A 12,797-nucleotide genomic window follows, 5' to 3' on the forward strand; every position below is an offset into this window, starting at 1 on the left:
CCCTGACGGGGGCCAAATCAAGCCCTGACATGGCCGAAAGCGCGGCTCAAAATTTCTTGAAAGCGTTACAGAATTGTGCAACCAATCTTGAAAATGAAACACAAAGGCATGACGGAATGACCCCAGACGCCCGCGCCCGCAAATGTGCCGAGGTGATGTTCGCCCGAGATTCCGCCTCGGCCGGATTGGGCATGAGGATCGACGAAGTCACCCCCGGGGCGCGGTTTTGTCAATGTCAGTGCGTCCGGACATGCTGAACGGGCATGGGATTTGCCACGGCGGTTTCATCTTCACGCTGGCCGACAGCGCCTTTGCCTTTGCTTGCAACAGCTACAACCAGACCACTGTCGCCCAGCAGAACCAGATCACCTATCTCAGCCCCGGCCAGCCGGAGGAGCGGCTGACCGCCACCGCACGCGAAGTGTCGCGCAGCGGTCGGTCGGGCATCTATGACGTGACCGTCACGGGCGAGGATGACCGTGTCGTGGCCCTGTTTCGCGGGCTCTCCCGCAGCATCAAGGGCCAGCTATTTACCGAGGAGGAGCCGACCTGATGAAAGACCTGACCCCGCGAAGGATACGCTCGACCCGATTGAGATCGCCAGCCGGGACGAGATCAGCGCCCTGCAATTGGACCGACTGAAATGGTCCCTGCGCCATGCCTATGACAACGTCCCTTTCTACAAGCAAAGCTTCGATGAGGCGGGCGTGCATCCTGATGATCTGAAACAGCTTTCCGATCTTTCGCGCTTTCCCTTCACGGTAAAGACTGACCTGCGCGACAATTATCCCTTTGGCATGTTCGCCGTGCCGCGTGATCAGGTGGCGCGCATTCACGCCTCATCCGGCACCACCGGGCAGCCGACCGTGGTTGGCTATACCAAGGACGATTTGGCGAACTGGGGGCAAGTCGTCGCCCGCTCCCTGCGCGCGGCGGGGATGCGCCCGGGCGAGATGCTGCACAATGCCTATGGCTATGGGCTGTTCACCGGCGGCTTGGGCATCCACCTCGGCGCCGATGCGCTTGGCCTGTCGACCGTGCCGATCTCGGGCGGGATGACCCCGCGCCAAGTGCGCCTGATCGAAGATTTTGCCCCCAAGGGCATCACGGTCACCCCGTCCTACGCGCTGTCGATCTTGGATGAGTTTGCCAAACAAGGCATCGACCCGCGCCAATCCTCGCTCGAAGTCGGCATCTTCGGGGCTGAGCCTTGGACCAACGCCATGCGGCAGGAGATCGAGCAGGCCTTCGACATGCATGCGGTCGACATCTACGGGCTCAGCGAAGTCATGGGGCCGGGCGTCTCAATGGAATGCGTAGAGACCAAGGACGGGCTGCACATCTGGGAAGATCACTTCTACCCCGAGATCATCAACCCCGAGACTGGCGCCCCCGTCGAGGATGGCGAAATGGGTGAGTTGGTCTTCACCTCACTGACGAAACAGGCCTTCCCAATCATCCGCTACCGCACCCGCGATCTGACCCGGCTGCTGGCGGGCACCGCGCGCTCCATGCGGCGGATGGAGAAGGTGACCGGGCGCAGTGACGACATGATCATCCTGCGCGGCGTCAATGTCTTCCCCACCCAGATCGAAGAGGCGCTGATGGCCACGCCGGGCTTGGCCCCGCATTTCCAGATCGAACTCTCGCGCCCCGACCGGATGGACCAGATGCGCGTGCTGTGTGAATGCGCTGACGCCAGCGTGACCACCGATGCCCGGGCTGCTGCGATCAAGGCATTGTCGGCACATATCAAACAGACCGTCGGCATCTCGGTCACGGTTGAGGTCATGGACGTGGGCGGCGTTGCCCGGTCCGAGGGCAAAGCTGTGCGTATTCTCGACAACCGCCCCAAGGGCTAGGGGACGCCCCTAGCCGCAGGTGACTTTGGCGATTTTGCCTTCCGCGTCCAAGACGATGTTGGTGCGGTTGGGATTGGCGTCCATCGTCACCGGGTCGCCCTCTGTATAGACGCGCTTGGGCTCGGAGACGATGCTCGCTGCCGATTTCGGGCGACCGATCAGCCCCCACCAACTGCCCTCTTTGCAGGTGTCGGTCGGCGGCTCGGCGGCGGCAAGCTCTTCTTGCCCGTCATCTTCAGAGGGGCTGGAGCTGTCGTTCACCGCGTTGACGACCGACTCCGGCAGCGGTTTGGGCTTGGCCGGGCTGCTGGGGGTTTCGGACCGCGCCGGGGCCGAAGGCACGGGTTCCGGCGATGGCGGCGGAGGCGGGGGTGTGGTGGCCGCAGGCGCGGGAGCCGGGATCGGGTTCTGCACCGGCGCTGTCGACAATTCAGCGCATCCGGCCAGCACTAGGGGTGCCAAGAAAACTACTCTCATATTCCAAACCTCGTTCTTCGCGTGGCGTCCATCCCGCAACAGGTAGCTCCCTGACCCGCCCCGCCAAGGGCCGGGCGCTTTGCCCTTGCCGGAACCTGCCGATAGGACTGCTGGGGCGGCGAGATCACGGGGCTGCCCGGGGCGATCCCGCTGGCCGCAGCCGCATGAGCGCGCGGGTGGTGTCGATCGGTTCAGCCAAGGCCCAAGCCCCTGCCCCATTGCACCCCAAGGGCGGGCTGGCTAATGCTTGACCCATGGTCGCGATCTTCCTGAAAACCCTGCCGTTCTTTGCGCTGATCGGCCTTGGCTACTGGGCCGGGCGCACGCGGTTCTTCTCAGCCGAAGCGACGGCCTATCTCACCAAATTCGTCTTCTACTTCGCCCTTTCGGCGATGCTGTTCCGCTTTTCCGCCAATCTGTCCTTGGCCGAGGTCTGGGACAGCCGCCTTGTCGCCGCCTACCTCTGGGGGACGACCTTCGTCTATGCCATCGCCAGCCTCGTCGGTTTTTTGCGCGGGCTCGACGTGGCCACCAACGGGATCGAGGCGCAATGCGCCGTGATCGGCAACACCGGCTTTCTGGGCGTGCCGATGCTGACGCTGCTCTTAGGGCCGGATGCCATCGGCCCCGTGCTGCTGGCACTGACCGTCGACATGATCATCTTTTCCAGCCTCATCGTGATCCTGATCACCGGCTCCCGCGAGGGGCAGTTGCGGCTGGCGACGCTTAAGATCGTCGGGATTGGCCTGCTGAAAAACCCGATGATCGTCGCCATCACGCTGGGGTTCCTCTGGTCCGGCTTCGGCATCCCGATCCCCGTGCCGCTGAACGAATTTCTGGCCATCCTTGGCGGCGCTGCCACCCCCGGTGCGCTGTTCGCCATCGGCGCCTCGCTGGCCTCAAAATCCGCCGAGCGGATCGAGATCGCGGGCTGGCTGACCTTTTGCAAACTGGTGCTGCACCCGCTCTTCGTGGCCTTTGGCGCGCTGTTTCTCTTCGGCGTCGACCCGTATAAAGCCGGGGTCATCATCGCCACGGCCTCTCTCCCGGTCGCGGGCAATGTCTATATGCTCGCCCAACACTACGGCGTCGCCCCTCAGCGGGTCTCTGCCGCCATTCTCGTTTCAACCACGGTCAGTATCGTGACCGTCAGCCTTGTCGTCGGCTGGGTCTCGGCCCTGTGACACACTCAAGTTCGAAAGGAACGCTGCCATGAAAACCATCTCGGAAAACGCCTGTTTCGGTGGCACGCAGGGGTGTACTCCCACGCCTCCGACACCTGCGGCTGCGACATGACATTCGGCCTGTTTCTCCCCGCCGAGGCGCAGGACGGCCCGGTGCCGGTGCTGTGGTATCTCTCGGGCCTGACCTGCACCCATGAGAACGCCATGACCAAGGCGGGCGCGCAGGCTTGGGCCGCGGAGCATGGCATCGCGCTGGTCTTCCCCGACACCTCCCCGCGTGGTGAAGCTGTGGCCGATGATGACGCTTACAACCTTGGCAAAGGCGCGGGGTTCTATGTGAACGCGACCCAAGACCCTTGGGCGGCGCACTACCAGATGTGGGACTATTTGGCCGAGGAACTGCCCGCCCTGCTGGGCGAGAATTTCGCCCTCGATATGGAGCGTCAAGGCATCACCGGCCATTCCATGGGCGGCCACGGCGCGCTGACGCTGGCGATGAACCTGCCGGGGCGTTTCCTCTCAGTCTCCGCCTTCGCGCCCATCACCCATCCAACGGCGAGCGATTGGGGCAAAAAGCAACTCACCGCCTACCTCGGGTCCGACGAGAGCACGTGGACGAAACACGACAGCACGCTCCTGATGCGCGAAAAGGGCTTCGACGGGCCGGTGCTGATCGACCAAGGGGCGAGCGACCAGTTCCTCGACCTTTTGATGCCCGAAGCGCTGGCCGAGGCCATGGCGGCAAAACGCCAGCAGGGCAGCTTCCGCATGCAGCCGGGCTATGACCACAGCTATTTCTTCGTGGCGAGCTTTATGGAAGATCACGTCGCCTTCCATGCCGACGCGCTCTACGCGGGCTGAGCCATGACCGCGCTCTACATCGACGCCGACGCCTGCCCTGTGAAGGCCGAGGCCGAGCGGGTGGCGACACGGCACAAGATCAAGATGTTCCTCGTCTCCAACGGCGGGCTGCGCCTGTCGCAGAACCCGTTGGTCGAGGTGGTGATCGTGCCCGACGGGCCCGATGTGGCCGACATGTGGATCGCCGAGCGTTGCGGTCCAAGTGACGTCGTGGTGACGGGGGACATCCCGCTGGCCGCCAAATGCGTCGAGGCGGGCGCAAGGGTGCTGAAACACAACGGCGAGGCGCTGACCGCGCGCAACATCGGCAACGTGCTGGCGACCCGCGACCTGATGGCCGACCTGCGCGCCGCCGACCCCTTTCGCCAAGGCGGCGGCAAGGGGTTTACAAAGGCCGACCGCTCCCGTTTCCTCGAAGCATTGGAGCGGGAACTGCGCGCGGCGGCGCGGGGGTAGGCCCGCGTTAAGCAATTGTTAGGGCAAGTGATATGACACCACAGGCGGTCGTTTTCGACATCGGCAACGTATTGATCGAATGGCAACCGGAGCGGTTTTACGACAGCGTGATCGGCCCCGACCGCCGCCGCGCCATGTTCGACGCCGTGGACCTGCACGGCATGAACGACCGCGTCGACAGCGGCGAGAATTTCCGAGACACGATCTATGCCATGGCCGAGGCGACGCCTGAGTGGGGCGATGAAATCCGCCTCTGGCACGACCGCTGGATCGAGATGGCCGCCCCGGTGATCGACCACTCCCTGCGGTTGAAGAATGCGCTGCAAGCGCGTGGCGTTCCGGTCTTCTCGCTCACCAACTTCGGCATTCAAAGCTATGATTTGGCCGCCACCCACTACCCTTTCCTGCGCGAGTTCGACCGTGATTTCATCTCCGGCCACCTCGGCATGATCAAACCCGCGCCCTCGATCTACGAGGCCGTGGAGCAAGGGAGCGGCCTGCCGCCCGAAGCCCTGCTCTTCACCGACGACCGCGCCGACAACATCGCCGCCGCCGCCGCGCGGGGCTGGCAAACCCACCATTTCACCGGACCACAAGGCTGGGCCGACCGCCTCGTCGCCGCAGGTCTGTTGACCCGGGAGGAGGCCGCATGACCGACATCCCCAACATTTCTTTCGACGCGGGCGAGGCGCTCTTGGACTGGATCGCGCTCACCGACGCGCTGGCCGCGGGCCATGACCTGCCGAAGGCCGAGATCGGAGACACCTTCCTCTACCGTGGCAAGGACACACTCTTGAGCCGGGCGGCATGGATCGACGGGCTGGGCATCGCGGTGAAATCCGCCACGATCTTCCCCGGCAACCCGGACCGCGAGGTGCCGATGGTCAACGGCGGCGTCTCGCTTTTCGATGATGTCACAGGCACGCTCTCCGCCATCGTGGACTTCCACCTCGTCACCAAGTGGAAGACCGCGGGCGACAGCCTATTGGCCGCGCGTCGGCTGGCCCGACCGGACAGTGAGAACATCCTGATCGTCGGCGCGGGCACCCAAGGCCGGGCGCTGCACGCCGCCTATTCCGCAGCCTTCCCAAAGGCCCGTTTCACGGTCTGGAACCGGACGCCCAAGAACGCCGAGGCGATGGCCGCAGAGCTCAAGATCAACGTGGCGACCGATCTGGAGCAAGCCGTGCGCGCCGCCGATATCGTCACCTCTGCCACCATGTCGACCGACCCGCTGATCGAGGGCGATTGGTTGCAACCCGGCCAGCACGTTGATCTCATCGGGGCCTACCGCCCCGACATGCGCGAGGTGGACGACACGGCGCTGCTGCGTGCCCGCGTCTTCGTCGACAGTTTCGACACCACCATCGGCCATATCGGAGAGATCAACATCCCGCTTGAGGGGGGCACCATCACCCGCGACCATCTGGTTGCGGATTACTACGACCTTTCGGCCTTCACCCGGCAGAGCGATGACGAAATCACCCTATTCAAGAACGGCGGCGGCGCGCATCTCGACCTGATGACCGCCAACCACATCCTCGAACGCTGGCGCGCGGGTTAAGCGGTCACCAGCCCCTCGAGCCGTTTCTCGCGGATCGGCAGATGCACTACAGCGCTAAAGGCGCCCACGGCCACGCCAACCCACCAGACCGCAGTGTAGCTGCCGTAGATGTCGTACATCCGCCCGCCCAGCCAGACGCCGAGGAAACTGCCCAACTGGTGGCTGAAGAACACGATGCCGTAAAGCGTGCCCATGTAGCGCAGCCCGTAGATATGCGCGACGAGGCCGGAGGTCAGCGGCACCGTGGCGAGCCAGAGCGCGCCCATGCCCACAGAAAACAGGATCACCGTCATCGGCGTGATCGGGAACATGATGAAGGCCGCGGCGATCACCGTGCGCCCGACATAGATCCCCGCCAGCAGGTATTTCTTGGAATAGCGCTTGCCAGCCCAGCCCGCCAGCAGCGTGCCCGCGATATTGGCCAGACCAATGAGCGAGATCGCCACCGCGCCAAGCGCCGAGGTGGTGGTGATGCCGATGTTGTGCAGCACGCCGCCCGCAAGGATCGGGCCGCACATCTCGGTCACGAAGGCCGGGAAATGGGCGGTGATGAAGGCAAGCTGGTAGCCGCAGGAGAAAAAGCCGAGGAAGATCAGCGTATAGGACGGATCGCGGAAGGCCTTGCCGAGGTTCTGGCCCATCGACTCTTCCAGTTCCGCCCGGCTCGCCATCGCAGGCGCGCGCATCATCGGCAGCGTCAGCAGCATCAGCAGGATCACGCCCGCGAAGCTCACGAAGGTCATTTGCCAGGACATGAAGCCCAGCATCCATTCCGCCACCGGCGCGCCGAAGACCTGCCCCGCACTGCCCGCCGCCGTGGCGATGGCCAGCGCCATCGAGCGGTTCTCGTCCGAGGCCGCCCGCCCCACCACGGCGAGGATCACGCCAAAGCCAGTGCCCGCGATGCCGAAGCCCACGAGCCAGGCATAGGTCTGGTGCTCGATCGGCGTCGCGGAATTGGCCGACAAGAGCAGCCCCACGGCATAGACCACCGCCCCGATGATAATCGCCCGCCTATCGCCAATCTTCTCGGCCAGCGCGCCAAAGATCGGCTGCCCAATGCCCCAAGCGAGGTTTTGGATCGCGATGGCGAGGGAGAACTCGCTGCGCGCCCATGCGAATTCCTCGGCAATGGGAATCTGGAACACGCCGAAGGAGGCCCGCACGGCGAAGCTGACCATGATGATGATACATCCGACCATCAGGACCGGGGTGAACAGGGGCGCGCGGCTTTGCATGGAAGTGTTCCTTTCCGCGGCAGATTATGGGTTTCACGGGCGTCGTCAATTGCGCATCTGCGAAGACTGGCCAGCCCGCCCGCGCTGCCGTAAACATGGCCCCGTGCAAAAGACGGGAAGCTGATGGACGAGATCGACAACAAGATCATCGCGGAACTGCGCCGCGACGCGCGCATGTCCTATTCCGCGCTGGCCGCCACCACCGGCCTGTCGCGGGTGACGGTGCGGGCGCGGGTGGAACGTCTGGTCAGCTCGGGCGCGATTTTGGGCTTCACGCTGATCCTGAAAGAAGACATGCGCCACAGCCCGATCCGGGGCCATACGCTCTTGGCCATCGAAGGGGCGGGCACCGACCGGATCAAACGCATTCTTGCAGGCATGCCCGCGGTGCAGGCAATCCATGCGACCAATGGCAAATGGGATTTGATTGTCGAGACGGGGACGGAGACCGTCGAAGAACTCGACAGCGTGTTAGGCCAAATTCGCCGCATTCAGGGGGTAAGCTCAAGCGAGACGAACCTGCTGCTGGCCACCCAGATGACGGTCACGACCTAGGCTATTGCACCGAGAGGACGACCACCTCGACCCGCCGGTTCTGTTCGCGCCCCGCTTCGGTCAGGTTGCTGTCGCGCGGCGCGAGATAGCCCGCGCCCTGCGCCTCCAGCCGGTCGGGGGCCACGTCATAGCGCTCAACCAACCGATCCCGCACCGCTTCTGCCCGTCTGCGTGACAGGGCGGTATTGGCCTCCAAACTGCCCACCGCATCGGTATGACCCACCAGCGCCACCCGCAGACCCGGCTCTGCCTTAAGCAATTCGGCAAGCCGCGCGAGGGTCGCAAAGGGGCCGGGGCCAAGCGCGGAGGTACCGGTCTCGAACTCCAAACGGTTGAGCACCAGATGCCCCTCGGCCTTCAGCACCGCCGCGAAATCCTCCGTGGCGGCGGCAAGGGGCACCGCGCCGGTTGGGGCGGGCGTGACGGGGGGCTGTCGCCCTCCGGCGCATCGCCGCTGCGGGCTTGGATGATCTGCACATAGGCCGAGGTCGCCGCCGTGCTGGCAAGGATGCTGATCGCCTCGGTCGGTGTGCCATCCTCATCTCGCCGCAGGGCGGTGATGAAATGGAAGGCGCGCAGGTTCACATACATGTTCGGCCCCGGCAGCACCTCTATCGCAAAGCGGAAATCGAACCCGCCGCAGTCCCGCGCCGCGCAGTCGAGCACGATGTCCAACCCCGCCTCTTCAAGCTGCCGCCGCAGCGGGCGCATCACTTGCAAGGCGGTCAGCCCCGGCGTGTCCATCCGCCAAGCGGCGCGGCGCACGTCGCCATCGACATTGACCCGCGCCACCTGCCCTTCGGCATAGACACCCACGGGCGCGGCGTAGCGATCCGGCGCGGTGTTGCGTTCCGCCGTCAGCCGCGCGGTGCTGGGCAGCGCCAGTTCAAGCGCCGCCGCCGGGGCCGCCAGCAGCACCCCGGCCAGAGCCGCAGCGACGCGCGCCCGGATCATCGCGCCTGCGCGTGGTAATCGTCGTTGGGGCGCATGTCGGTGGCGCTGGCCACCCGGTTGGTCATGTTAAAGAAACCCGCCACGCAGGCGATGTCAAAGATGTCACGGTCGGTGAAGCCTACGTCGCGCAGCGCCTGACGGTCGGCCTCCTCAACCTTGGCGCTCGCCTCGGTCAGCTTGACCGCGAAATCCAGCATAGCGCGTTGTTTGGCGCTGATCTTGGCCACGCGGTAGTTCATCACCAGCGCCTCGCCCAATTGCGGATCGCCCGACATTTCGCGCACCGCCGCCCCATGGGCCACAAGGCAATAGTAGCATTTGTTGACCGAAGACACCGCCACCGCGATCATCTCACGCTCAAGCTTGCTGAGCGCGCTGTCGCCCAGCATCAGATCGTTATACATGCCGGTAAAGGCATTCAGCTTGTCGATGTCAAAGGCATAGGCGCGCAGCACATTGGGTACCATCCCGAGCTTTTCCTGACAGACAGCGAAATACTTCTGCGTCGCCTCGGGCAGCGGATCGACCATCGGCAGATCAAGGGCGGTGGGCATGTCGTTGGCCATGGTCTTATCCTTCACTCGGTGCTTTGACGGTAATGATAGTGCCCGACCGGGGCAAAGCCCAGCTTGGCATAGAGCGCCTGCGCGCGGGTGTTCGTATCTACGCAGAGCACCGACAGGCGCGCGGCCCCCTGCGCCTGCCCCCAATGGGCGGCGGCCCGCATCAGCCAAGTCGCCACGCCTTGGCGTTGTTGATGGGGCAGCACCTCGACCGCGTGGGCCATACAGATATCATTGTGCACCCCGGCAAAGGCCACGCCCGCGGGTTTCTCGTTCCAGCGGGCAAGGATGCCGGTCTTGGTTGCGGCACGGTCCATCACGGCAAGGCGCGCGGGGCCGACCCCGCCGGCGGCCCAGACCTCGGCCATGATCGCCAGCGGCTCCCAAATGCAAAAGGCGGTGACCGGGGGCATCGGCAAATCCGTCAGTCGGGTGATCGGCAGGCTCAGCACCGTGACCGGATCGACCACGTCGTAACCCCGCGCGGCCAGCAGCGCGTCGAGGTCATCTTCCCCCGCGCGGACCATGAACAGCGGGCGCTGGTCCATCTCGCGCATCGCCGCTTCGGCAGCCGGAATGTCGGCACCTGTTATCGCTCCGCGTGCCGTCGCCGCCGAGACGCGTTTGCCGCCACCCTGCCCTTCGCGCAGTATCCATGGGCCGTGCTCAAAGCGCCGCGCAGCGGGCCATGTCGCGTCGCCCGCGTCGAAAAACGTCTGCGCCTCGCTCATGCGAAAGCAGCCTTGAGCTTGGCCATCGCGGCTTCGACCATCCCCGGATCGCTGCCCCGGATCACCACATGCGCGCCAAAGACGCCGTCCTTTTGGAACGGGTAGCTGCCCATGGACAGATGCGGATATTCCTCGGCCAACGCGCCCAGTGGTCCGGCGATATCGCCCTCGCCCCGGTCGATGCGCAGCGTCTCACTGATCAGCGGCTGCCCCCGGTCAGCCCCGGCAGGACGCTGGCAACCATCGCCTGAAAGACCGTCGGCACCCCGGCCATGACATGCACGTTCTCAACCACAAAGCCCGGCGCGGCAGAGACCGGGTTCTCGATCAGCGCGGCGCCTTCAGGGATGCGCGCCATGCGCAGGCGCGCCGCGTTCATCTCGGTCCCGGCGCGGGCGTAATGTTCCGCCAAAATCTCGCGCGCATCGTCGCGCACGTCGATGTCGCGGTTAAAGGCGGCGGCGATGCAATCGGCGGTGATGTCGTCATGGGTCGGCCCGATCCCACCCGAGGTGAAGACATGGCTATAGGCCGACGACAGCGCCTGCACGGCGGCGATGATCGCCCCGTGATCGTCCGAGACCACGCGCACTTCGCGCAGGTCGATCCCCACTTTCGTCAACTCCCCCGCAAGGTGATGCATATTGCTGTCGCGGGTCCGGCCCGAGAGGATTTCGTCGCCGATCACGATCATCGCGGCGGTGGGGTTTGACATGGGGCGGCTCCTTGAGGATGGCGTCCCTTCGGTATAGGCCGCGCCCCATGCGCTTTCAAACCCAACTTGTCCCCGCCCGGCTGATCCGCCGCTACAAACGCTTTCTGGCCGATTGCAGGCTTGAGGAGACGGGCGAAGAGGTAGTGGCCCATTGCGCCAACCCCGGCTCGATGATGGGACTGGCGGAACCGGGCAGCCGCATCTGGCTGGAGCCGAACGACGATCCGAAGAAGAAGCTGAACTACGGCTGGCGGTTGGTGGACCATGAGAACGGCCATTTCACCGGCGTCGACACCGCCCTGCCCAACCGCGCGATGAAGGCGGCGCTGATCGCGGGTGAGGTCGCCCCGCTCGCCGCCTATACCGAGGTGCGGCCCGAGGTGAAATACGGCGAAAACTCCCGCATCGACTTCCTGCTCAACGGCGATGGCCTGCCCGCTGCCTATGTCGAGGTGAAATCCGTCACCCTGTCACGCGAAACCGGGCTGGCCGAGTTTCCCGACAGCGTGACCGCGCGCGGGGCGAAACATCTGGGCGAATTGGCGCGGATGGCGCAGGCCGGGCACCGCGCCGTGCTGCTCTATCTGGTGCAGCGCACAGATTGCACGCGGATGCGCCTCGCCACCGATATCGACCCGACCTATGCCGCCGCCTCCCATGCCGCGCGGGCGGCGGGGCTGGAAATCTACGCCATCGGCACCCATATCACGCCCCAAGCCGTCACACTGGCGCAACCGATCCCCTTCGCGGGCTGAGCCGCTCTGGCCCTCGCCCGAAAGCCACGTTAAGTAGGAGCGAACACAAGCATGGAGAGAGCGGTGAACAACGCACACCGAGGCCGCCAGACGCGCGACGGCATTCGCATTTACGAGCCTTCCGATCATGCCGGGATGCAGGCAGCGGGCCGTCTCGCCGCCACCATCCTCGACGAGATCGCAGAGCATGTCTTCCCCGGTCAAACCACCGGAGAGTTGGACCGCCTGATCGAAGAGAAGGTCAACGCCGCCGGGGCGAAATCCGCCACCATCGGCTACAAGGGCTACAAACACGCCAGCTGCATCTCGGTGAACCATGTGGTCTGCCACGGGATCCCCAGCGACAAGAAGCTGAAAGACGGCGACATCCTGAACATCGACGTGACCGTCATCGTCGATGGCTGGTTCGGCGACACCAGCCGCATGTATGTGGCGGGCAAACTGTCGCGCAAGGCCGAGCGGCTGATCAACGTGACCCACGACAGCCTGATGCGCGGGATCGACGCGGTGAAGCCGGGCAATACCTTTGGCGACATCGGCCATGCGATCCAGACATTTGTCGAAGGCCACCGCATGTCGGTCGTGACCGACTTCTGCGGTCACGGCCTGGGGCAGGTCTTTCACGCGCCGCCCAACGTGCTGCACTATGGCCGCCCCGGAACCGGTGCTGTGCTTGAGCCGGGCATGTTCTTTACCATCGAGCCGATGGTGAACCTTGGCCGGGCCGAGACCAAGACCCTCGCCGACGATTGGACCGCCGTCACCCGCGACAAATCCCTCTCGGCGCAGTTCGAACATTCGGTTGGCGTGACTGAAGACGGGGTCGAGATCTTCACCCTTTCGCCCGGCGGTCTGTTCCACCCGACCTACAAGACCGACTAA

The 12,797-nt window shown here is 64.7% G+C and carries 13 protein-coding genes and 4 pseudogenes; 10 read left to right on the forward strand and 7 right to left on the reverse strand.

Annotation, left to right across the window (positions count from 1 at the left end):
• Positions 1 to 116: 116 nt before the first annotated feature.
• A pseudogene (gene paaI, locus CUR85_RS06420) lies at positions 117 to 553 on the forward strand (hydroxyphenylacetyl-CoA thioesterase PaaI).
• Positions 553 to 1,862: pseudogene (gene paaK, locus CUR85_RS06425) on the forward strand (phenylacetate--CoA ligase PaaK). The pseudogenes paaI and paaK overlap by 1 nt, the downstream one beginning before the upstream one ends.
• Positions 1,863 to 1,871: 9 nt before the next feature.
• Here paaK and CUR85_RS06430 read toward each other — a convergent pair.
• Positions 1,872 to 2,339 carry an I78 family peptidase inhibitor gene (locus CUR85_RS06430; protein WP_136720257.1) on the reverse strand — a complete coding sequence of 156 codons (468 nt, stop codon included), beginning with the start codon at positions 2,337 to 2,339 and terminating at the stop codon, positions 1,872 to 1,874.
• Positions 2,340 to 2,593: 254 nt separating this feature from the next.
• On the opposite strand from CUR85_RS06430, the gene CUR85_RS06435 reads away from it, so the two are divergent.
• The 5 genes and pseudogenes from CUR85_RS06435 (at position 2,594) to CUR85_RS06455 (ending at position 6,404) form a co-directional block, all read left to right on the forward strand.
• On the forward strand, positions 2,594 to 3,523 hold the full coding sequence (locus CUR85_RS06435) for an AEC family transporter (protein WP_067266029.1): 930 nt from the start codon (positions 2,594 to 2,596) through the stop codon (positions 3,521 to 3,523).
• Between the two features lie 28 nt (positions 3,524 to 3,551).
• Positions 3,552 to 4,384: pseudogene (gene fghA / locus CUR85_RS06440) on the forward strand (S-formylglutathione hydrolase).
• 3 nt (positions 4,385 to 4,387) lie between these two features.
• On the forward strand, positions 4,388 to 4,840 hold the full coding sequence (locus tag CUR85_RS06445; protein ID WP_067266034.1) for a YaiI/YqxD family protein: 453 nt from the start codon (positions 4,388 to 4,390) through the stop codon (positions 4,838 to 4,840).
• A 32-nt stretch (positions 4,841 to 4,872) separates the two neighbouring features.
• Entirely contained in the window at positions 4,873 to 5,493 is a 621-nt protein-coding gene (locus CUR85_RS06450) for an HAD-IA family hydrolase (RefSeq protein ID WP_067266037.1), read from the forward strand.
• Complete coding sequence (locus tag CUR85_RS06455) at positions 5,490 to 6,404, forward strand: ornithine cyclodeaminase family protein (protein ID WP_067266040.1); 915 nt, start codon at positions 5,490 to 5,492, stop codon at positions 6,402 to 6,404. Before CUR85_RS06450 ends, CUR85_RS06455 begins: the two co-directional genes overlap by 4 nt.
• Here CUR85_RS06455 and CUR85_RS06460 read toward each other — a convergent pair.
• A complete protein-coding gene (locus CUR85_RS06460) occupies positions 6,401 to 7,642 on the reverse strand; it encodes an MFS transporter (RefSeq protein ID WP_136720256.1) in 1,242 nt (413 codons plus the stop codon). The genes CUR85_RS06455 and CUR85_RS06460 overlap by 4 nt on opposite strands.
• Positions 7,643 to 7,765: 123 nt before the next feature.
• Here CUR85_RS06460 and CUR85_RS06465 point away from each other — a divergent pair, with 123 nt between their 5' ends.
• Positions 7,766 to 8,197, forward strand: coding sequence for an Lrp/AsnC family transcriptional regulator (locus CUR85_RS06465; protein ID WP_067262523.1), 432 nt, complete (start codon positions 7,766 to 7,768; stop codon positions 8,195 to 8,197).
• Position 8,198: 1 nt separating this feature from the next.
• Here the strand turns inward: CUR85_RS06465 and CUR85_RS06470 are convergent, their stop codons facing one another.
• The 5 genes and pseudogenes from CUR85_RS06470 to CUR85_RS06490 all read right to left on the reverse strand — a co-directional run bounded on the left by CUR85_RS06470 (position 8,199) and on the right by CUR85_RS06490 (position 11,160).
• A complete protein-coding gene (locus CUR85_RS06470; protein ID WP_280322275.1) occupies positions 8,199 to 8,597 on the reverse strand; it encodes an OmpA family protein in 399 nt (132 codons plus the stop codon).
• Positions 8,555 to 9,151, reverse strand: a complete 597-nt coding sequence (locus CUR85_RS06475) for a hypothetical protein (RefSeq protein WP_280322277.1) — start codon at positions 9,149 to 9,151, stop codon at positions 8,555 to 8,557. The genes CUR85_RS06470 and CUR85_RS06475 overlap by 43 nt, the downstream gene beginning before the upstream one ends.
• Positions 9,148 to 9,717: a peroxidase-related enzyme gene (locus CUR85_RS06480; protein WP_067262510.1), complete on the reverse strand. Its 570-nt coding sequence runs from the start codon at positions 9,715 to 9,717 to the stop codon at positions 9,148 to 9,150. Before CUR85_RS06480 ends, CUR85_RS06475 begins: the two co-directional genes overlap by 4 nt.
• Positions 9,718 to 9,728: 11 nt before the next feature.
• Positions 9,729 to 10,445 (reverse strand): GNAT family N-acetyltransferase, encoded by a 717-nt coding sequence (locus CUR85_RS06485; protein ID WP_067262508.1) that lies wholly within the window; start codon positions 10,443 to 10,445, stop codon positions 9,729 to 9,731.
• Positions 10,442 to 11,160 (reverse strand): annotated as a pseudogene (locus CUR85_RS06490) (competence/damage-inducible protein A). The gene CUR85_RS06485 and the pseudogene CUR85_RS06490 overlap by 4 nt, the downstream one beginning before the upstream one ends.
• Positions 11,161 to 11,207: 47 nt before the next feature.
• Between CUR85_RS06490 and sfsA the strand changes: the two are divergent.
• Together sfsA and map are read left to right on the forward strand one after the other, a co-directional pair.
• Positions 11,208 to 11,915 (forward strand): DNA/RNA nuclease SfsA, encoded by a 708-nt coding sequence (sfsA, locus tag CUR85_RS06495; protein WP_067262505.1) that lies wholly within the window; start codon positions 11,208 to 11,210, stop codon positions 11,913 to 11,915.
• A 51-nt stretch (positions 11,916 to 11,966) separates the two neighbouring features.
• Entirely contained in the window at positions 11,967 to 12,797 is an 831-nt protein-coding gene (map, locus tag CUR85_RS06500) for a type I methionyl aminopeptidase (protein ID WP_067262503.1), read from the forward strand.

This window comes from Sulfitobacter faviae, from assembly GCF_029870955.1.
In the GTDB taxonomy this organism is placed as follows: domain Bacteria; phylum Pseudomonadota; class Alphaproteobacteria; order Rhodobacterales; family Rhodobacteraceae; genus Sulfitobacter; species Sulfitobacter faviae.